A 20,078-nucleotide genomic window follows, 5' to 3' on the forward strand; every position below is an offset into this window, starting at 1 on the left:
TCCACTTACTTTATAAAGATTACGCCCACCACATCTCGCCGACGGGCTCCTTAAACATGACATCTTTTAATAAAGAAATCGCTTTTCCCAAACCTTCATCAACGGAAGCAAGCATGTCTTCGTGTTCAATCGAAACGACATAATCATAACCAACCGCTCGCAGAGTACTCATGATATCTTTCCACATTTTCTCGTTTTGTCCATATCCGACAGAACGGAATGTCCATGCTCGGTTTAAAATGTCGCTGTAATGCTTTGTATCAAGAACACCATTTACATCAATATTCGCTTGGTCTAAATACGTATCTTTTGCATGGAAGTGATAGATTGCATTTTCCTTTCCAAGCTTTTTAATCGCTTCTACCGGATTAATTCCCTGCCAGAGAAGATGACTCGGGTCAAAGTTGGCACCAATTGCTTCTCCTGCATGCTCTCTCAGCTTCAGTAAAGTGTCCGGATTATAAACAACAAAACCCGGATGCATTTCAAGTGCAATTTGATTGATTCCGTGCGACTGCGCAAATTTCACTTCTTCTTTCCAATATGGAATAACGACTTCATTCCACTGCCAGTCCAGCATTTCCGCGTACTCTGGCGGCCATGAACAAGTCACCCAGTTTGGAAATTTAGCCTCTGCATGATCTCCGGGACAGCCGGAAAACCCATTCACAACCGGGATTTCCAGACGTTCTGCAAGTTTCACGGTTTTCTGCCAAACGGCATGAGATTCTGTCGCGAATTTTTTGTCCGGGTGAAGCGGGTTGCCGTGACAGCTTAACCCGCTTATTGTCATTCCCCGGCTTTCTACGGCTTTTTTAAATGCCTTTATTTTTTCTGGACTGCTTAAAAGCTCATCTGGATCGCAGTGGCTGTTTCCTGGATAATTTCCGGTTCCCAACTCCACTGCTTCAACGCCCATTTCATTTAATTTATCGAGCATCTTCTCAAAAGGCAGCTGTTGATATAAAACGGTAAACACACCTAGCTTCACAATGAAACCTCCCTAAGTGACTCTACTTTCATCCATTTTTGCTGTTCATGACTTTGCAAAATTGCATCGGTAATGCACATGGAGATATGGCCATCTTCAAATGTGGCAAATTGTGTTTCATCACGGTGAGGATCTTTTCCATCACGGATAAAGCTGTAAAAATTAATCATCATATTTTTCATTGCGTCCGGCCATCCTTCATTATGCCCGCCCGGATGGTGTATAGCTGATTTTGCTTCCGATGTAAATAATGCGGGATCTGCCAGCATCAATTCATTCGGTTTATCACGGTGGCCAATCCAAAGTTTCTCAGGTTCTTCCTGATTCCATTGAGCGGAGTGCCTGCTCCCATTCACTTCGAAACTTAACCTGTTTTTTCTGCCAGCACTTACTTGTGAAACGGTGAAAACACCTCTGGTGCCATCTTCAAAACGGATAAGTACTGAAGCATAATCTTCTGTGTTGATCGGGACATCTTCATATTCGACTTCTTTTGATGCCTGCCCGCCAAATGTTTCTGGCGCTGAAGAAGGCTTTTTTCTGACCGGAATAACCGTCGCTAAATCTGCAAACACTTCGACGATTTTTTTGCCTGTTACATATTGAACTGTGTCGCACCAATGCGACCCGATATCCGCAACTGCACGTGATTTCCCGCCCACTTCCGGAGCTAAACGCCAGTTGAAGTCTGTCTCATATAACATCCAATCCTGCAAATAGCTGCCATGGACCAGATTGATTTTGCCCAGTTCTTCTTTTTGAATCATCGAATTAAGCTGCTTCACAATTGGAAACTGGCGGTAATTAAAATTAACACCATGGACAACATTATGTTTTCTTGCCAAAGCAAGAAGTTCTGCCGATTCCGCACTGGACATTGCCAGCGGCTTTTCCGACAACACATGCTTTCCAGCTAAAATGATCTCTTTATTAATCGAAAAATGAAGCTGGTTCGGTGTACAGTTATGCACTACGTCCACTTCATCGTCTCTTAGCATATCGCGATAGTCACCGTATGCTTTTGGAATCCCGAGCTCTGCGGCTTTTTGTTCGGCCGACTTCTGTCCGTGTGCGGCAATCGCGACCACATCGACAAAACCAAGCCGTCTAACAGCCTCGATATGAGTGGGTCCAATAAAGCCGGTGCCAATCACGCCCACTTTTATTCTCTTCATCCGTGTCCCTCCTGCCTGACTTATCGCTTAATTGCTTTTCTGCCGAATGCGACAGCCAAAATGATAATTAATCCTTTAATCATCATTTGCTGGCTGACATCCAGCCCCATGATGATCAATCCATTGTTAATTGTTCCAATCATTAATGAACCGATAACTGTTCCAATTACAGTCCCTACGCCCCCAAAAAGGCTCGTTCCGCCGAGAATAACCGCGGCAATAACCGAAAGCTCATCACCCTGACCAAATGTGAAACGGCCTGCGTGCATACGGCCCGCGTAAAGCAAGCCTGCAAAACCGGCCATGAAACCTGAACCAAGGAAAACAAGAAGCTTAATACGCTGTGTATTAACACCTGAGAATCGTGCAGCACTTTCATTCCCGCCTGTTGCGAGTGTCTGTCTTCCGAATGATGTTTTACGCAATAACAGGTGGGCAATAACAGTTGCCACAATCGTCCAGATTAACAAGATCGGAATCGGGCCGATATCCCCTGAACCAAAAACGAAGTTAAACGTTGCATCCACAATCGGTACCGGTGCTGTATCGGTAATCCACATCGCGAGACCACCGACAGTTCCTAACGTAGCAAGTGTCACCAGGAAGGATGGGATCCCTAACTTTGTTAATAGTAATCCGTTAACTAAACCAACTAGAAGGCCTGTTCCAAGGCCAACAGCTACGCCGCCGATCATTCCATATCCCGCCTGCAGTGCAAGCGCTGCTGTTAAAGAAGATAGCGCCGCAATCGAACCGACAGACAAGTCAATTTCCCCAGTACTGATAACAAATGTCATCGCAAGACCCATTAAAGAAATCATCGCTGTTTGGCGAATGATATTAAGCAAGTTGTCCGTTGAAACAAACCCCTGGTCATGTAAAGTAACCGAGAAATAAATGATCACGCCGATAAAAGCAAAATAAACAATATAGTTGCGCCAATCAAACGTTTTCTTGCGTGAAACCGTATGGCTTCCTACTGCAACTGTTCCGTCTAGATTAGAATCCTTGGATTGCATGTTGTAATTCCTCCTCTGTATGAATCTCACGTCTTTGCATTTCTCTGATAATTCGCCCTTCATGCATAACCAGTATACGGTCACTCAATGCAAGAAGCTCAGGAAGTTCCGAAGAAATGACCAGAATGGCTTTTCCGCTGTCCGCGAGTTCGCGTACGACATCAACAATTTCTGTTTTAGCTCCAATATCAACACCAATGGTCGGTTCATCAAGCATAAGGACAGCCGGGTCATTCGCCAGCCACTTCGCCAAAACGATCTTTTGCTGATTTCCCCCAGACAATAGATTCGTTGTTTTATAAATATCATCTGTTTTAATGTTTAGCTTTTTCACAAAATCATTGGCCACTTTATCGGCTTTTTTATTATCAACAAAGAAACCTTTCTGCATTTTCGATAAAATTGGCAGAATAATGTTGTCTTTCACACTATGCTCCAGGACAAGACCCTGCACACGCCGGTCTTCCGGAATAAGAGCCAATCCAGCTTTTATCGCATCCGTTGCAGTTTTAATCGTTACAGGCTGGCCATTTACACTAATATCGCCACTGTCTTTTGGACCTGTCCCGAAGATAGCGCTTACCGTTTCAGTCCGGCCGCTTCCCATTAATCCCGCGATGCCAACAATCTCACCCGGATACAGATTAAAATTCACATCCTGCACTTTTGATCCAAGTGATAGATTCTTTACTTCCAGTACGGGTGCAACGTCTGTCGCATACTCCCGTTCTTTCCATTCAAACGCTTTATCCATACTCGATCCGACAATATACTGAATAACCATATCGAGATCGATTTGTTTGCAATCTTCAGTAGCGACATGTTTTCCGTCGCGTAAAATGGTAACGCGGTCACAAACTTCAAGAATCTCATCCATGCGATGTGAAATATAAATAATCGCGTAGCCTTTTGATTTCAATTGATTAATAAAGGAAAATAATATTTTTGTTTCTTTTTTTGTTAAAGAAGCGGTTGGCTCGTCCATGACGAGAATTTTTGTTTCCTGTGATAATGCTTTGGCGATTTCGGTCATTTGCCAGTACCCTACACCGAGGTTTCCGACAAGTTCGTCCGGGTCAATATCGACCTCCAGCTCTTGAAGCAGCTTTCTCGTTTTTTCAACACATTCTTTATCGTTCAATAATCCGAATGACGTTTTATCTTCTCTCGTAAGAAAAATATTTTGTGCGACTGTTAACGTAGGAATTAAGCTAAACTCCTGAAAAATCATGGAGATATAATTTTTTCTTGCATCATCTGTATTTTTAATTTCAACAAGCTGGTCATCAATGTAAATTTCACCTTGATCGGCTGAGTAAACACCGGTTAAAATTTTCATCAATGTTGATTTCCCGGCTCCATTTCCGCCCATGAGCGCATGAACTTCACCTTTTTTAACAGAGAAATCGACTGAATCCAGTACCGTAATTCCATTAAACGCTTTTGAGATATTTTTCATTGAAAGCATTGGCTTTTCCAATCTCGTTCACCTTCTTTATAACAGAGGCCGCGGCTGCGGCCTCCATCTATTTTTTCAAGTTCCTTATTTCGAAAGATTCGCCATTTCACCTTGTTTTGAAAGATTCACCCATTCGCCTTTTTCGGCTGATTCCAGAATCGCATCTGAAATAACGGCGATTTGGTAGCCGTCTTCAAAGTCAGGTGAAACCTTTGTATCTTCCGCAATAGACTTCATAAAGTCATATGTTTCAATAATTTTCGTTTCGCCATAGCCAATTCCGAGCGCCGGGATTGGCCACAAGCCTTCACCGTACGGATGAGCAGGGCCTGTGTACACAGTTCTGAATCCGCGGCTGTCGCCTGGATCATCTGAGAAGCACACCTGCAGTTCGTCACGGCGTTCATAGTTAAAGACGAGAGACCCTTTTTCACCATGAATTTCAAATGTTAAGAAGTTGTTGCGGCCCCAGGCGTTGCGTGTTGCTTCAATACTTCCAACAGCACCATTTTCAAATTTAACGAGTGTCATAAATTCATCATCCACATCAACTTCCGCTTTTGGTACATCGACATCTGCTTTTACTGTTCCAAGCTTATCGACACCGCCGCTTTGAATCGGGCGTTCGCCAATCCACGTTTTCGCGACCGCATTTACATCAGAGATCTCTCCAACAAGGTAGCGTGCAAAGTCAATCACATGTGTGCCGATATCGCCTAAAGCGCCAGAGCCGGCACGGTCTTTTTGAAAGCGCCATGAAAGTGGTGAATTCGGATCAGCCGACCAGTCCTGCAAATACGTGCCGCGGAAATTCAGGATTTTCCCAAGCTTGCCTTCTTCGATGTATTTTTTCGCCAGCGCAACAGCTGGTGTTCTGCGATAGTTGAACGCAACCATATGCTTTACGCCTGCTTCTCTTACTGCATCAAGCATTGTTTTCGCTTCAGCTGCATCACGCGCAAGCGGCTTTTCAGAAATAATATGCTTGCCGGCTTTTGCGGCTGCGATGGCAATCTCCGCATGAGAATCATTTGGTGTGACAATATCGATAATATCGATTTCCGGATCTTCCACTACTTTTCTCCAGTCAGTCGAATAGTGTTCAAACCCAAGGCGGGCAGCTGCATCTTTCGCAAGCTCATCTGTTACATCTACTACAGTGTGGCGATGCGGAATAACCGGTGCCGGCCAAAAAAACATTGGCATACCTGCATAAGCAAGTGCATGCGCTTTCCCCATAAATCCTCCGCCAATCATACCTACATTAAGTTTTTTCATTGTATATTCCTCCATTTTTTGAGTACTGTATTATTGAATCGCGCTTTGAATTAATTCTGGAACATCCTGGCGGTATACTAGCTTCCAAGACTCTTCCAAATTCTCTTTTGTTACTTGCACTGCTGGTGTTGTTACATATGAAGGCGCTTCCTTGTCGAGTAAAGCATACCCGGCTAAAATCGCTTCAGCAATTCCCTGATCGTATGGGAGCTGTGCACCAAGTCCTTTTACCGTTCCGCCGGATGCCATTTCCAATCCAACATTTGTACCCAAGTCCGTTGTCGTAATAACAAGATCATCTCTTCCAGCTGTACGCGCTGCTGAAACAACCCCTTCTCCCGGTACATCCCAGATGGCAAAGATTCCATCTAAATCCTGATGCTGTGTCAGCATGGCCGCTGCCACTTTTTCACCATCATTCGGACCTGTAATGCCGCCATGTGCGACAATTTCAATATCCGGGTATTTCTCTTTTATTGTTTCTTCAAAAGCGGTTTGACGCTGCTTTGTGACAAAGAAATCCGCATCGTGGAAAACTACGCCGATCTTGCCCTTGCCATCAAGTTCTTCCGCCATTACCTCTGCAGCTTCTACACCATTTCCATAGTTATCTCCTGATACAATACTGACAAAATCCTTTCCTGGCTCCAGTCCTTGTGCGGTACCATCCATAAAGACTAATTTAATGCCCGCGTCAGCTGCTTTTTTGTAAGCGGCTGCTGTCGATACAGGGTCTACAGGCACACTGACAATGATATCCGGTTTTTTCGCAGTGACTGTTTCAATATCAGAAACCTGCTTTTCTGCTTTAAATTGAGCATCTGTTACTGCAATGACTTCAACACCCATACGTTCAAAGCTTGCTTTTAAGGCATCTGTCTGTGCAGTCATGTAGTCAGTGCCAGAGTAATGCATGACGAGTGCTACTGTGTAACTGCCCTCTTTAATTTTCGCAATATCTTCTTCCGTTAATTCCAATGTTTTTGCTGAAACAGCTTGTTCACCAAAAGGACCTTTGCCCAGGATCTCTTTATCTTCAATTTCAGGATTAATCGTTAAAGAACCTGTGTCCGGCATTTCCACTTTTTTATTCGCTGGTTCTTTATCTGTCGCAGCCTGCTGTCCCCCACACGCTGCCAGCAAAAGGCTTCCGCTCAATAACATACCTGTGTTAATAATGGAGCTTTTCTTTTCATCATCCTGTCCCCTCTACATTCAATCTGGCATCAATTATTTTTCAAATGACGATAAGAAGCTGCGGCTTATTTCCGCTCCTTGTTTTGGCACATCATAACTATCAAGCTCAACCGTAATCCAATCATCGTAACCGGCTTCATTTAAAAGGCTGATCATTTCATCAAACTTCTGATGGCCTTTTCCTAATGGAAGAAACTCACCATCCGCATAATCTTTAAAGTGAATATATTTAATCCGGTCCGCATATTTGCGAACAACTTCTACCGGATCACCGCCGCCTGCTTCAATATGGGCTGTATCGGGACACAAACCAATTGTTGTGAGCGGCATCAGCTTATCTAATTGCTCCGGCGCTTCAACAGTCGTTCCAAGATGCGGGTGATACGTTGGGATCAATCCGTGTTTTTCCGCAATCTCCTTTACTTGATCCAATGCTTTTCCTAAATCTTCGAAATCGCTTTCTAAAATACCCGCCGAACGGACAGCTCCTCCGCCAATCACGAGGTGGCGGGCGCCAAGTTCAGCAGCAAAGGCAGCGACTTCCTCAATTTTCGCTAATTCTTCCTGCAAAACATCTGGATAAATAAAGTTTCCTCCCGTGTAGACACCAATCAATGTTAACTTGTACGTTTTCAGCAATTCCTTAAATTCTTCTTTATTGCTTTTATATTGCATTAGGTTGCCGTCGAAAATTTCAAAGCCTTCATAACCTGCTTCCGCAATGTCTTTTAAGGCTTCCTCGGTTGAGCCGTTCGCCAGGTAATAAAGATCTTTTATCGAAGTGACTCCGGCAGGATGACCTACAACCCCGCCCCACGTATTTGTTTGATATCCAAGTTTCATTGTTTCTCCCCCGTTTTGAAATATTTTTCAAAAGTACAACATCGATTGCGAATGTGGCTCCACCACCTCCTTAAAGTGAGCAACCCGGGATTACCAAGAATTTTCATTAAAAAATCTCTCGTAAACGTTTACATATCGTCTGCTTTTTTAAATTCTGCTTTTCTTTTAACCTTTCACTTTGAACTAACTTGTGGGTAAATTATTTTCAAGCTTTACTCACACCGTAAACGTTTACATCATCTGTAAAGTTTATTTGCAGCTTTACTGCTTTTCTGTATATCAAAGCTCTTATAAGCAAAACAATGACTGACGCTCTTTTATCCGTTCCGTAAACGTTTACATCATCTTTTGAAAATTCATTTTTTAACGGCTGCATTTATAGCATGAATCTCGGAGAACAAGCTTGTTTTCTAAAATGAACTGTGTTTTCTCCATTTCCTGCTTTGTCATGAGACCTATCAGCAATTCCATCGCTTTTGTGCCTATGTCAAAAGTGGGCTGTGAGATCGTCGTTAGTGCCGGTTTGAAGATGGATGAAAACTTTATATTGTCAAACCCGATAACCGATATGTCCTGCGGAACAGTTAATCCTTTTTGTTCAATTGCATTGATGGCACCAAAGGCCATCTCATCATTTGCCGCAAACACTGCTGTAGGTGTGTGGCTGTACGCTAAAAGTTTGAGCATCATATTAAAGCCGCTTCTATAAGAAAAATTGCCTTCCTGCACTAAGTCGGGCTCAACCTTCAAATTATATTGTGCCATCGCCTGATAAAATCCCTTTAGCCTGTCTCTGCCCAGTACGCTATTCATAGGACCTGAGATAAAGCCTATTCTCTTATGCCCGAGATTAATCAAATACTCGGTTGCTTTTCGTGCACTGCTGACATTGTCAATTGAAACTGTCGGAACATTGACGCCCTCTAAGTATTCGCATGCAAGAACGACCGGATATTGGGCGGCTATCTCTTCCACGATGTTCGCTTCAATTCCTGCGGTCAGTAAAATCATTCCTGCTGCCTTCTTTTGACGAAGTATGTTCAAATACCCTTTTTCCTGTTCAAGATTATTGCCTGCATCACCAAGCAAAACCTGGTAACCATTTTCAAGAGCTACACACTCTATCCCTCTCAGCACATCGGAAAAGAATGTATTCGTAATATCCGGGACAACCACTAGAATCGTTGTTGTTTCGGACATTCTTAGCTGGCGGGCTGCTGCATTAGGCTGATAGTTTAAATCTTCAATGACTTCTAATACTTTTTTGATCGTCTCTTCCGCTACCGATTCTGGCTTGCTTAACACCCTTGAGACAGTCGCAATTGAAACATTTGCCTGTTTAGCTACCTCTTTTATTCCTGACATATTAGGATTCTCTTTTCTTTTTTGTTGCTGTTTATTTAGCTATAACCGAATTGTAACCGCATTCAAATTTAGTGTCTAACCGCTTTCAGACATGATTTCCTTCCACTCGACAAGATATTTTCTAGTTTCAGACTTAAAAATTATCCTTTTAAACAAAAAAAGCAAAAAATTTAAAAAAATAAAAAAACCCAGCAGCGTGTGCTGAGTTGATTGGTTCATAATGACTTATATCGTTGCAATTCATCGATTTTGTGCTTTGAAACCCTTGCCGTATTGTTATAATCTTGAAAATATGCTTTATACATTTGACCCGCTGCTTCAATTTTGGTTAAAAGCCCCACGTTAATGATATAGGATCTATGAGATGCGATAAATCTGGAGTCAAGGGCCCCTTCCAGGCTGGCTAACGCTTCATTTGTTTCAAAATTATTGTTCTTTGTATGAATGACAGATTTACGGTCTATTCTTTCTATAAAAATAATGTCATCAAGCGGAATAAAAAGGATATTTTTCTGTTGTTTAATCATTAAATTCTTTTTAACAGACTGCTCTTTATCAGCTTTTATATTCCCAGCTTGTGCGGCCCTCTCTAAAGCACTATATAAACGATTTCGCTCAATTGGCTTTAAAATATAATCAACAGCCCTTACACTAAATGCTTCGAGTGCATAATCATCATGGCCGGTAATAAAAATAACCTGCAAGGATGGAAAAAGTTCTTTACATGCTTTCACTGCCTCCATCCCATTCAATAAAGGCATTCCAATATCCACTAAAGCGACATCCGGTTTTTCTTTCGTCACATACTTTATTAACTCTTCACCGTTCGCGGCTTCTCCAATAATTTTATAATTAGGTAAACTGCCGATAAAATACCTTAACAGTTTTCTGGAGGCAGCATCATCGTCAGCGATTAATACTTTCATCTGGTAATCCCCTTTTTCTTAAGCATTTCCTTGATCCGCAGCTTTTTGAATGATATGTGGCGCCTCTTCGTTATAAACTAGTTTCCAGGCGTCCAAAACATTTTCTTTCGTTACTCTTAAAGATGGTACTGCCACATAGGACGGCGCTTTTTTTCCAATAAGCGCATACCCTGCAAGGATGGCTTCAGCGACTCCCTGCTGGTATGGAAGCTGCGCACCCAATCCCTTGATTAGTCCGTCGCGAGCAATTTCTGCTGCCACCCTTAGGCCCAAATCGACCGTCGTGATGACCAAATCATTTCTTCCTGCAGCACGGGCCGCTGCTAAAGCTCCTTCCGCTGGTACATCCCACACAGCAAAGATACCATTCAAATCCTTATGTTTAACAATCATGGCAGAAGCCGCTTTTTGCCCATCATTCGGCCCCTCAATTCCGACACGCTCCACAATCTGAATTTCGGGATATTTTTCTTGTATCGTTTTTTCAAATGCTTCGGTTCTTTGTTTGGTTGCAAAAAAATCAGATTTATGGTAAATAACCCCAACAGTTCCTTTTTCACCTAATTTTCCAGCCATAACATGAGCCGATTCAATGCCGTTTCCATAGTTGTCAGCGGACACAACACTAACGTAATCTTTTCCATGCTGCAGGTTCTTTGGTATATTGTCCATGAACACCAGCTTTATATCGGCTTGAGCTGCTTTTTTATATATGCCTGCCATCCGTGCCGGGTTTACAGGAATACTCACAAGAATATCCGGCTTTTCGGTTAAAATGTTTTCAATATCAGCTACTTGCTGTTCCCAATTAAACTGCGCATCCGTCACAGCTGTAATCTCAATCCCCATTTTTTCAAAAGTGGCTTTTACCCCTTCCACTTGAGACCTTGACCAGTCACTTCGGGCATAGTGCATGGCGATGGCTGCCTTGTATTTCTTTTCCTTAATTTTTTTCAAGTCTTCTAAAGATAATTGAAGTGTTTTTGCTGAGACAGCCTCTTCTCCATACGGTCCAGTGCTTAAAATTTTATGATCCGGGATATTTTGATAAATTGTTTTATTTAACGTTTCCCGTATGACTGTCAAAAACTCTTTTATATTTATAGGCTTCGTCACATAGTTATCGAATCCCTTAGCTAACGCATATTGAATATCCTGCGGCATTGCATTGGCACTTACAGCAATAACGGCAATATCTTTTGTTTGTTCATTCTTTTTTAGCTTATCAAAAATTTCGTACCCATGAATATCAGGGAGGTTAATATCCATCAAAACCAGATCCACTTTTTCCTTCGCTGCCATTTCTACTCCTTTTTTTCCAGTACGGGCTGATAGGAGCGTAAAGGTAGGCTGCGATTTTATGATGTTGCTCACTAACTGAAAATTGGCCTCGTTATCTTCAATATAGAGCAAGCGATAGTGATCTGTCTTCTCATCTTTCGCTGCAGGAGGTTCCACCTGTTCATCCCACCGCATAACAGCTTTTAAATTAGGGGGAACAGGCAGACAAAAAGAAAAGTCACTGCCTTTTCCTTTTGTGCTTGTCACGCTGATTTCTCCTCCCATTAAGTGTACGAGCTGTTTAACGAGAGACAAGCCGATACCTGTACCTGCTTCCTTTGTGTCTCGAATTCGATAAAATGGGACAAATACTTTTTGATATTCTTCTTTTGAAATCCCTATACCTGTATCCACGATATGCACAACCTGCTCGCTGCCTTCCTGCCAGCAGGCGATGCTTATTTCTCCATAATCCTTATTATATTTAATGGCATTGTCCAGAAGGTTAAGAAGGATTTGTTTAAGACGAATCGGATCAGCATGAACTAAGGTGTTTTGAAAGGGATTTATTTGGTTATCTATACTTATGTTCTTTTTCTTTGCCAGCGGCTGGACAATATTGATACATTCGTTCATAACGGCAAGAAGGTTAACCTCTTCTATAGAAACTTTCAAATTTCCTGTTTCGATTCTCGATACATCCAATACTTCGTTTACTAACTGTAATAAATGTCTTCCTCCGTTCAAAATTTCCTGTACAAAGTCATGCTGTGTTTCGGTCAAGTCCTCTTCCATTTCCAGAAGCTGCGCAAAGCCAAGAATGCCATTTAGCGGCGTACGAAGCTCATGGCTCATTTTAGACAGGAAGTCCGATTTTGCTGCATTTGCTTTTTCGGCTTCTTCTTTTGCATGGATAATCATTTTTTCCATTTTATTACTCTCAGTTATATCTTCAAAATCCCACAAGTATCCACCATTCCCGTTTCCCTCATTAAGTGGAACACAGTTGTAGCACAGTATGGTATTTTTGTTGATTTCAATTTCTTTTGTTATTCTTGGCTGATCCCCGCGCTTTTCAATTTCCACCTCTTCCATTTCTTTGTCAAAAAGAGAATGTAAATCCGGAGCATACTGTCCAATATATAAATCAATCCCGCCTTCTAACCTGAACAGTTCATAAAACTTTTTGTTCATGAGGCTAATCTTTTTATCCCGATCTGTCACAATGACTCCTCTGTCCAGCTGATCAATCAAATTGCGCTGAAAAGCGTACGAATCTATTAACTTTCTTTCCTGTTCTTTTTGAAGTGTAATTTCGGAAAGTGTCACAAGAGCTGCTTCCTCGTACTTATCCGGTAATTTAAGCGGGTTTGAATTGACAGAAAACCACTGTGTTCCATTATTTTCATCTTTCACTCCTAATACAAAATTTTTAACAGGAATGCCATCTTTCTGAGTAATGACATCTAGCAGCTCTACATAAGGAATCGGAATGCCATTTTCTTTTATATACTCCCGCTCTAATCCTGCCATAGAAGCTTCAGTAAAATCACCTATTTCAATCCCGAATATTTTGTTTGCGCTTTCATTGAGTGTAGTGATTTTGCCGCCTGTTTCGATCAGTACCGCTTCAGACATCGTTTCAAGCACTGTGCGATATAAATTTTCTTTTTGGCGAATGTCTTCTTCCATCTTTTTTCTTTTCGTAATATCAATACAAGTTCCAACTACTTCAATGACTTTTCCTTCTGAAAACAAAGGCCTCAAATATGTCACGTACTGTATCTCTTTGTAGTTACTTTCATATTCGACAAAGTGACCCTTCCAAGCTTTTTTGTAATATGTAATTAATGAATTGGCAATGTCAATGTTGTCTGAATACAATTCATATAATGTTTTTCCAATAAGACCTTCTGGATGAAAATCTATTTTATAAAGTAATTCACCTTCAGAAAACGTATGAATAAATTCGTTATTTTTACGTATAAACTTAAAAATCATACCTGTATCCTGAAAGCCTGCCTGTGAAACATATCCAGAATTCTTCATTTATTTCTCTCCCTGATCGTTAAAAGAATATAATCTAAATTCAGTCTTCCATGTACTTTTCCAGCCAACTTAATTAGACTCCTTATTATTTTATTTTCCCCATTATAAACTTGTCTTTCCTGGTAAGTCTAATGGCACATGCTTGCTTTCCTTATAAAAAGGTTCCTCCGCTGGGAGGAACCTTTTTCTTACACAATCAGGTGAATTTGGTTGCCGGATGGATCTTCCGTAACATAATCGGTCACGGCTGCTCCTATTCCTTTGAGCCTTGCCACCGCTTCTTCTCTTGCTTCTTCACTCGGAAACACAAGCGTGTACCAATTCAGTCCAACGCTGTTTTGGGCCGGACGCGGAGCACCGACGCCTTGCCACGTATTCAAGGCAATGTGATGATGGTAGCCGCCCGTTGACGTGAAAATCGCCTGCGGATAGTGGCTGACCACTTGAAACCCAAGCCCCTTTATATAAAAGTTTTCCGCTTCTGAAATGTTCGAGACGTGCAGATGAATATGCCCGATGATTGTACCCCCCGGAAGACCGGTAAATTCTTCGTCGCTTTCCGCTAAAAGGCTGTCCCCATCAAGCTGAACCGTTGCCATATCCACAAATCCATCGTTCCACGTCCATTCCGAAGACGGCCGGTCGCGATAAATTTCAATACCATTGCCGTCGGGATCATCAATGTAAATCGCTTCACTCACGTAATGATCCGCCGCGCCAAATCGCTGGCCCGTTTGCAGCAAATGGCGCAAAAAGACAGCCAAATCTTTCCGTTCCGGCAGCAAAATTGCAAAGTGATACAAGCCGGCTGTCCGTCCCTGCTTCGGCAGAACGCTGTGCGGCTGCTCCAGCGTTACAAGTGCCGTTTGTCCATCCGCGGTCAACACAGCCTGCCGCTCCGATTGGTTTAATATATTTAATCCAATGACGTTTGTATAAAAATCAATTGAACGTGCCAAATCCGTCACGTTTATATTCACTTCTCCAACAAATCCATTCGGTTTTTCATGAAAACGATCCATGCTTGATTCTCCTTTTTTGTTACCTTTTTTATTTTAGTTACTTTATGTAACTTATTATAAAAATAAATTATACAAGAAGTCAAGCAACAGCTGTAAAAAGCAGTAAATTTATGAGCACCAGACATAAAAACAAATAAAAGGATACTTTTTTTCCTGTCCCTCACCTGCTATAATAAAACAGATAAAGCATAACCAACTGAATATCGCCTTCATCCGTAAAGGGGAGTAGCGTCAGAGAACTGAAATAAAGTCGTCATTACGTGGGATACTTTCCGCCGGCTTTATTGACCTAATTTATTTAGTGTTTAGCGAGACCTTTGCCATATTTCATGTGGCAGAGGTCTCTTTTATTTTGGAGAAAAAAAGGAGCTGGGAGAATGGAAACAGAATTTTTAACCGCTTTATTAGCCATTATAATGATTGACCTCGTTCTCGCCGGTGACAATGCCATTTTAATTGGTCTCGCTGCGCGGAAACTCCCAAAAGAACAGCAAAAAAAGGTGATTTTTTGGGGAGCAGTCGGTGCGATCATCATCCGCATGATCGCCACACTGTTGGTTGTTTATTTATTAGAAATTCCCGGCCTGCGTTTAGTCGGCGGCATCCTGCTTATCTGGATTGCCTACAAACTTCTTGTTGAGGAAGAAGAGCATGAAGTAACAGCCGCTGATTCATTATGGGGCGCCATTAAAACAATCATTATTGCAGATGCATTAATGGGGCTTGATAATGTTCTTGCTGTTGCAGGCGCTTCTCACGGAAACTTCCTGCTTGTCATGATCGGCCTGCTTGTTTCAATCCCTATTGTTATGTGGGGCAGCACCATTATTTTAAAAATGATCGAACGGTATCCAATTATCATCACAATCGGTGCCGGCATTCTCGGCTGGACAGCGTCTAAAATGATCGTCGGAGAACCGTTTATGCATGATTATTTCACCAATCCATTTGTAAAGTATGGGTTCGAACTTGTTGTTGTTGCCGGCATTTTGCTCGCTGGCACACTGAAACAACGCAGAATTGAACGAGCGAAAAGCGATATTACTATAGAAGAAAATACTCTGTAATTTGTACCGTCAATGTTTAAGAAAGTCGCTCTTTTACTCAATGTGCCATACGTCGTCATTTGAGTTTGGCCGCCTTATATTCATCCGACTCAAGTGAACGTTGAAATACAAAAGAGGCTGCCTCCGAAACGGAGACAGCTTCTTCTTTTTTTAGTTCATAAATGTCAGTATCATTTATATTTTCACGCTTCTTCACTTGAATTTTCTCAATCTCATCCCATTTCTTTAAGTGCTGATCAAGATTAAACAGACTTATAAAATCTCATAATCCACAACAATAACATTCTCAATGACACCATCCAGCGAGGAAATAAACGCCTGGTGAAGCGGATGCGGCAAATAGTTATCAAGCGCTTTCTTACTTTCAAACGTGACACGCAGTCCAAGCGTGTATCCTTGAATTTGCTCCACTTCTTCGGTGGTATTTAAACCAGCCGTCAGTTCGACGATTCCATCGATCTTCTCTTTAAATGCTAACAGCTGCTGAAGAAGCTCCTGCTGCTTTCCATCTGTGATGTGCTCGTTAAACTTAAACGTTACTAAGTGTTCGTACATATTCAAGCTTATCTTTCCCTTCTCTTGTGATCTCATACTATCTTTAATTGAAATATCGGCTTTTATAAATTAACACCTTTCATTCCGCTTTCCGGATAACGAAGGCCGGCAGCCGCTCCTTTTGGCGCAATATCATTAATTGCAGCAAGCTCCTGTTTTGAGAGTGCCACATTTACAGCTTCTACGTTTTCTTCTAAATACTTGCGTTTTTTCGTTCCTGGGATCGGCACAATATCATTCCCTTGGGCAAGCAGCCAGGCAAGTGCTAATTGTGAAGTCGTGCATCCTTTTTCTTTTGCCATCTCTTCGATTTTTTTCACAAGTTCAATATTTTTGTCAAAGTTCTCTCCCTGAAATCTTGGTGAAAAGCGGCGATAATCATCTTCTGCCAAATCATCAAATGTTCGAATCTGGCCTGTCAGAAAACCTCTGCCAAGCGGGCTGTATGGAACAAATCCGATTCCCAGCTCCCGAACTGCCGGTAAAATATCATCCTCCACATCACGGCTCCATAAAGAATATTCTGTTTGAAGGGCAGAAATAGGATGTACATCGTGTGCTTTTCGAATCGTATCAGACGATGCTTCAGAAAGACCTAAATATCTCACTTTGCCTTCTTTTACAAGGTCTGCCATCGCACCCACTGTTTCTTCAATTGGGGTATTCGGATCGACACGATGCTGATAATACAAATCGATATAATCTGTTCCCAAACGGCGCAGACTTTTTTCACATGCTTCTTTTACGTACTCCGGTCTTCCATTTACACCTAAAAAGGCACCGTCTTCACCGCGCACATTTCCAAACTTTGTGGCGATAATGACCTGATCCCGTCGGCCTTTTATTGCCTGTCCAAGCAGTTCTTCGTTTTGTCCGACTCCGTACATATCAGCTGTATCCAAAAAAGTCACACCAAGCTCCAATGCATGCTTAATGGTTTTGATTGATTCCTCATCATCACGCCCACTGTAAAAATCCGACATCCCCATGCAGCCTAAACCAAGAGAAGAAACTTCCAGACCTTGTAATCCTAATGTTCTTTTTTTCATCATTCTTCACTCCAATCCTATTTTTTCAATCCAATACCACTATTCCCTTTTCAGATAGATATATGCAAAGAAAACCGATATATGTCAGAAATTGGAATTGGTTTTCGCTGCATTTTTACCAATAACTTTCTAAGGTTTTCATTCTTGCTGTTTTTTACCACAAGCCGGCCATTTGAAACACCGATATCCATTATGATATGCGCCATTCATTTCCACTCCAAATCATTTTTATATTGGCGGGAATAAGTATAATAACGGCAGAATAACTCCTAATAACAGGGTAAACTAGCCATCATACTTAAAAATTCCGCCACGAATCCCGCCATCAATTTACAATCATTATCTTGTAAACGCCTCCATCTACTTTCATCTTGCTTGTTTTGAATATGCTTTCTACTTCATTTCGGAAAGGATAACTAAGCAGGTAATATTTTAAATAACTATACAACAAAAGCGGTCGAATTTCTTCTGTCGCTTGTACTGTTTCCAGTTAATTTGTATAAATCTGATTTGTTCATCGGCAACTCGGGCATTCTAAATGGGTACATCTGCAGATAATGTTTAGGAGGAATTGGATGTTCGGCTTAGCCGACTTATTCTCATTAGTCATCTCGGCATTTATCATATTACCCACAGTCGTTTTTTTACGCGAAATGGGCTATCTGATTGTAAGTATTGTATTTGGAGTGAAAAATCCCCGTGTGACAATTGGTTCAGGGCCCCGGTTGTTTCAACTCGGTATATTTGATGTCCGGAAATATTATCATTTATCTAGCTGGTATTCCTATGATTCCTTAAAAAGAGAAGGAAGGGCTGCGTATGTCTTGCTCTATGCCGGACCCATCTTGGTCAATACAATAGCGGCATTGACGATTAATACAATGCTTGCAAATGGATTATTAGAAGAGTACCGGACGTTCTGGGATCGATTTGTATTTTATGCTTTTTACTTTGTTTTATTTGATATTGTGCCAATGAAAACCGTAAATGGTATGCCCAATAACGGCTTTATCATTTATGAAATGCTGCGGTATGGAAAGCGGATCGACTACAATCAAGAGCCTTTTCACCCCTCCACTTCTGAAGTTGAGGAGGAGTACCAGGAAGAGATAAAGAAAATAAAAGAGGGCAAGAAAGAAATGAAGAAAAAGGACAAAGAAAGCTCTCATCCAAAAAAATAAACGTTTAGGCATATCCTGAACCGTTGTCTATCGCAGCCTTACAGTTAAAATGAAAAAAGCCTGTGCCAGATTCCGGCATAGGCTTCTCTCATTCCCCTTGTGAAGCGGGAATTGCTGGAGAAGATCTGCTTACTTATTCAGCAGTCAACTCTGCCTAATCGCAGGAACCGCTAAATGGATTCAGTCGGCGGGTTTTTACACTTCGCCGCTTTAAGCAAATCATTCATCCTGTACAGTCCATAAAATGTTGAAATGCTGTTGAAATTCATTTCAAACTTGATGGAACAAAGGCGGTTAAATAACTTTTTCATCCGATTACTTAATCTGGATGCTGCATTTGCCTTTGCGGCTTCCTTTTGGATGCCTCTGTACTTATTAACTACCCGCTTCACTCAGAATGAAACCGTTTTTTTTAAACTTTTTTCAATAATTCTTCATCTTTTTTTCTGCCGGATTGATCATAGAGAACAAGCCCAATACAGCCAGCGAATGCGAACCAGCCAAGAAGCTGATACATGGCGGCCGCGCCGCCTGTCCAATCAATAATCCAGCCGCCTCCGAGCGAGCCAATGATACCGGATAAGCCGAAAAAGGCGGAAATGAATACCATTTGCCCGGTCGCGAGAAATTCATCCGGCATGATTTTTGTGACAATTTGAAATGTACATAAATAAAACACACCGAACGTCAAACCATGCAGCGGCTGGAGCAAAATGATGTGAATTGGCTCTGTTGCCAAAGCGTACAGCATCCAGCGCACACCATACAAAGCAGCCGCAATAATAACAAAGGTCATATTCCGTTTAAACCAGCGGATCCAATAGGCACTGAACATAAAAATCATCGCTTCCGACGCGACGCCCATAAACCAGGCGAGCCCGATTTGTGATTCGGTGCCACCGAGTTCCGTCAAATATAAACCAATGAACATATCATTTGCCCGGTGTGTGATCGTCACGAGCATAATGATCAGCAAAAACCATAAAAATGACGGCCGGCTAACGATTTTGGCGGCTTCTTTCATATTAATAATTTTAGCGGATGCAGTTACATCGCTAATTTTTTGTATGACAACAAACGTTATAATGGCGTATGTAAGGAATAAATAAAATAAATATCCAAGACCCAGCTGTCCTAAAATAAATCCGCCGAGCAGGGATGTCAACGCAAACCCTACTGATCCCCACATCCGGATCTGGCCAAATTGAACGTGGTGCAGAACGGCTGTTTTTTGCGATAAACTGTCTCCAAGCGCACCAATGGGTGACTGAAATGAAAAGAAAATCGCTGCAATAAAGAGGAGCATCCAAAACGAGTCTGCTTGAAACAAAAAGAAACTCATGAAAATCAAGCCGCCCGAACAAACCATCACCATGCGCTTGACCGTTTTATATTTATCGCTCATATATCCCCAAAATGGCTGCGAAAAAAGGGCGGTAAACGGACCGATGGCCATGAGCCAGCCAATTTCTGAAGCAGACAGTCCTTTTTCCTGAAAATAAGACGGTAAAAAGGTAGCGGTCATCGCCACAGATGAGTGAAAAAAGAATAAAAACAGGCTGAGAAACAAAACCGGCTGTTTTTTCATATGTATATCCTCCAAAGTAGAAAAGCAGGAAGC

17 protein-coding genes are annotated in these 20,078 nt (G+C 41.9%); 2 read left to right on the top strand and 15 right to left on the bottom strand.

Annotated features, from left to right (window positions below; translation table 11 throughout):
* Window positions 1-19: 19 nt before the first annotated feature.
* The 11 genes from NLX67_RS01295 to NLX67_RS01345 form a co-directional block, all read right to left on the bottom strand.
* Window positions 20-991 (bottom strand): sugar phosphate isomerase/epimerase family protein, encoded by a 972-nt coding sequence (locus tag NLX67_RS01295; protein WP_254310072.1) that lies wholly within the window; start codon window positions 989-991, stop codon window positions 20-22.
* Window positions 988-2,166, bottom strand: coding sequence for a Gfo/Idh/MocA family protein (locus NLX67_RS01300; protein WP_254310073.1), 1,179 nt, complete (start codon window positions 2,164-2,166; stop codon window positions 988-990). The genes NLX67_RS01295 and NLX67_RS01300 overlap by 4 nt, the downstream gene beginning before the upstream one ends.
* 20 nt (window positions 2,167-2,186) lie before the next feature.
* Window positions 2,187-3,185, bottom strand: coding sequence for an ABC transporter permease (locus NLX67_RS01305; RefSeq protein WP_254310074.1), 999 nt, complete (start codon window positions 3,183-3,185; stop codon window positions 2,187-2,189).
* Window positions 3,166-4,665 (bottom strand): sugar ABC transporter ATP-binding protein, encoded by a 1,500-nt coding sequence (locus NLX67_RS01310; RefSeq protein WP_254310075.1) that lies wholly within the window; start codon window positions 4,663-4,665, stop codon window positions 3,166-3,168. The genes NLX67_RS01305 and NLX67_RS01310 overlap by 20 nt, the downstream gene beginning before the upstream one ends.
* A 63-nt stretch (window positions 4,666-4,728) precedes the next feature.
* Entirely contained in the window at window positions 4,729-5,922 is a 1,194-nt protein-coding gene (locus tag NLX67_RS01315; RefSeq protein WP_254310076.1) for a levoglucosan dehydrogenase, read from the bottom strand.
* 30 nt (window positions 5,923-5,952) lie between these two features.
* On the bottom strand, window positions 5,953-7,086 hold the full coding sequence (locus tag NLX67_RS01320; protein ID WP_254310077.1) for a substrate-binding domain-containing protein: 1,134 nt from the start codon (window positions 7,084-7,086) through the stop codon (window positions 5,953-5,955).
* A 66-nt stretch (window positions 7,087-7,152) separates the two neighbouring features.
* Window positions 7,153-7,962, bottom strand: a complete 810-nt coding sequence (locus tag NLX67_RS01325; protein ID WP_254310078.1) for a sugar phosphate isomerase/epimerase family protein — start codon at window positions 7,960-7,962, stop codon at window positions 7,153-7,155.
* 363 nt (window positions 7,963-8,325) lie between these two features.
* Window positions 8,326-9,327 (bottom strand): LacI family DNA-binding transcriptional regulator, encoded by a 1,002-nt coding sequence (locus NLX67_RS01330; RefSeq protein WP_046178298.1) that lies wholly within the window; start codon window positions 9,325-9,327, stop codon window positions 8,326-8,328.
* A 215-nt stretch (window positions 9,328-9,542) separates the two neighbouring features.
* The gene (locus tag NLX67_RS01335; protein ID WP_046178297.1) at window positions 9,543-10,253 is read right to left on the bottom strand and encodes a LytR/AlgR family response regulator transcription factor; all 711 of its coding nucleotides are present in this window, start codon (window positions 10,251-10,253) and stop codon (window positions 9,543-9,545) included.
* Between the two features lie 18 nt (window positions 10,254-10,271).
* Window positions 10,272-13,583, bottom strand: coding sequence for a substrate-binding domain-containing protein (locus tag NLX67_RS01340; protein ID WP_254310079.1), 3,312 nt, complete (start codon window positions 13,581-13,583; stop codon window positions 10,272-10,274).
* 188 nt (window positions 13,584-13,771) lie between these two features.
* On the bottom strand, window positions 13,772-14,605 hold the full coding sequence (locus NLX67_RS01345) for a VOC family protein (RefSeq protein WP_254310080.1): 834 nt from the start codon (window positions 14,603-14,605) through the stop codon (window positions 13,772-13,774).
* Window positions 14,606-14,982: 377 nt separating this feature from the next.
* Here NLX67_RS01345 and NLX67_RS01350 point away from each other — a divergent pair, with 377 nt between their 5' ends.
* Window positions 14,983-15,672 (top strand): TerC family protein, encoded by a 690-nt coding sequence (locus tag NLX67_RS01350; RefSeq protein ID WP_254310081.1) that lies wholly within the window; start codon window positions 14,983-14,985, stop codon window positions 15,670-15,672.
* A 55-nt stretch (window positions 15,673-15,727) separates the two neighbouring features.
* Here NLX67_RS01350 and NLX67_RS01355 read toward each other — a convergent pair whose 3' ends face one another.
* From NLX67_RS01355 to NLX67_RS01365, 3 genes are all read right to left on the bottom strand, one after another.
* Window positions 15,728-15,868, bottom strand: coding sequence for a hypothetical protein (locus NLX67_RS01355; RefSeq protein WP_254310082.1), 141 nt, complete (start codon window positions 15,866-15,868; stop codon window positions 15,728-15,730).
* Between the two features lie 56 nt (window positions 15,869-15,924).
* Window positions 15,925-16,227 carry a Dabb family protein gene (locus tag NLX67_RS01360; RefSeq protein ID WP_254310477.1) on the bottom strand — a complete coding sequence of 101 codons (303 nt, stop codon included), beginning with the start codon at window positions 16,225-16,227 and terminating at the stop codon, window positions 15,925-15,927.
* Window positions 16,228-16,289: 62 nt separating this feature from the next.
* Window positions 16,290-17,276: an aldo/keto reductase gene (locus NLX67_RS01365; protein WP_254310478.1), complete on the bottom strand. Its 987-nt coding sequence runs from the start codon at window positions 17,274-17,276 to the stop codon at window positions 16,290-16,292.
* Window positions 17,277-17,851: 575 nt separating this feature from the next.
* On the opposite strand from NLX67_RS01365, the gene NLX67_RS01370 reads away from it, so the two are divergent.
* Window positions 17,852-18,457 carry a hypothetical protein gene (locus tag NLX67_RS01370; protein ID WP_254310083.1) on the top strand — a complete coding sequence of 202 codons (606 nt, stop codon included), beginning with the start codon at window positions 17,852-17,854 and terminating at the stop codon, window positions 18,455-18,457.
* 412 nt (window positions 18,458-18,869) lie between these two features.
* On the opposite strand, the gene NLX67_RS01375 is transcribed toward NLX67_RS01370, so the two are convergent.
* The gene (locus NLX67_RS01375; RefSeq protein WP_254310084.1) at window positions 18,870-20,045 is read right to left on the bottom strand and encodes an MFS transporter; all 1,176 of its coding nucleotides are present in this window, start codon (window positions 20,043-20,045) and stop codon (window positions 18,870-18,872) included.
* Window positions 20,046-20,078: the final 33 nt, after the last annotated feature.

The sequence above is a fragment of the Domibacillus sp. A3M-37 genome, assembly GCF_024213455.1.
Classification (GTDB): domain Bacteria; phylum Bacillota; class Bacilli; order Bacillales; family Domibacillaceae; genus Domibacillus; species Domibacillus tundrae.

What these genes read in the sequence shown, in the direction of transcription:
- NLX67_RS01300 (WP_254310073.1), bottom strand. Translation starts at nt 2,166, where the DNA reads ATGAAGAGAATAAAAGTGGGCGTGATTGGCACCGGCTTTATTGGACCC.
- NLX67_RS01305 (WP_254310074.1), bottom strand. Translation starts at nt 3,185, where the DNA reads ATGCAATCCAAGGATTCTAATCTAGACGGAACAGTTGCAGTAGGAAGC.
- NLX67_RS01315 (WP_254310076.1), bottom strand. Translation starts at nt 5,922, where the DNA reads ATGAAAAAACTTAATGTAGGTATGATTGGCGGAGGATTTATGGGGAAA.
- NLX67_RS01320 (WP_254310077.1), bottom strand. Translation starts at nt 7,086, where the DNA reads ATGTTATTGAGCGGAAGCCTTTTGCTGGCAGCGTGTGGGGGACAGCAG.
- NLX67_RS01325 (WP_254310078.1), bottom strand. Translation starts at nt 7,962, where the DNA reads ATGAAACTTGGATATCAAACAAATACGTGGGGCGGGGTTGTAGGTCAT.
- NLX67_RS01330 (WP_046178298.1), bottom strand. Translation starts at nt 9,327, where the DNA reads ATGTCAGGAATAAAAGAGGTAGCTAAACAGGCAAATGTTTCAATTGCG.
- NLX67_RS01335 (WP_046178297.1), bottom strand. Translation starts at nt 10,253, where the DNA reads ATGAAAGTATTAATCGCTGACGATGATGCTGCCTCCAGAAAACTGTTA.
- NLX67_RS01340 (WP_254310079.1), bottom strand. Translation starts at nt 13,583, where the DNA reads ATGAAGAATTCTGGATATGTTTCACAGGCAGGCTTTCAGGATACAGGT.
- NLX67_RS01345 (WP_254310080.1), bottom strand. Translation starts at nt 14,605, where the DNA reads ATGGATCGTTTTCATGAAAAACCGAATGGATTTGTTGGAGAAGTGAAT.
- NLX67_RS01350 (WP_254310081.1), top strand. Translation starts at nt 14,983, where the DNA reads ATGGAAACAGAATTTTTAACCGCTTTATTAGCCATTATAATGATTGAC.
- NLX67_RS01360 (WP_254310477.1), bottom strand. Translation starts at nt 16,227, where the DNA reads ATGTACGAACACTTAGTAACGTTTAAGTTTAACGAGCACATCACAGAT.
- NLX67_RS01365 (WP_254310478.1), bottom strand. Translation starts at nt 17,276, where the DNA reads ATGAAAAAAAGAACATTAGGATTACAAGGTCTGGAAGTTTCTTCTCTT.
- NLX67_RS01370 (WP_254310083.1), top strand. Translation starts at nt 17,852, where the DNA reads ATGTTCGGCTTAGCCGACTTATTCTCATTAGTCATCTCGGCATTTATC.
- NLX67_RS01375 (WP_254310084.1), bottom strand. Translation starts at nt 20,045, where the DNA reads ATGAAAAAACAGCCGGTTTTGTTTCTCAGCCTGTTTTTATTCTTTTTT.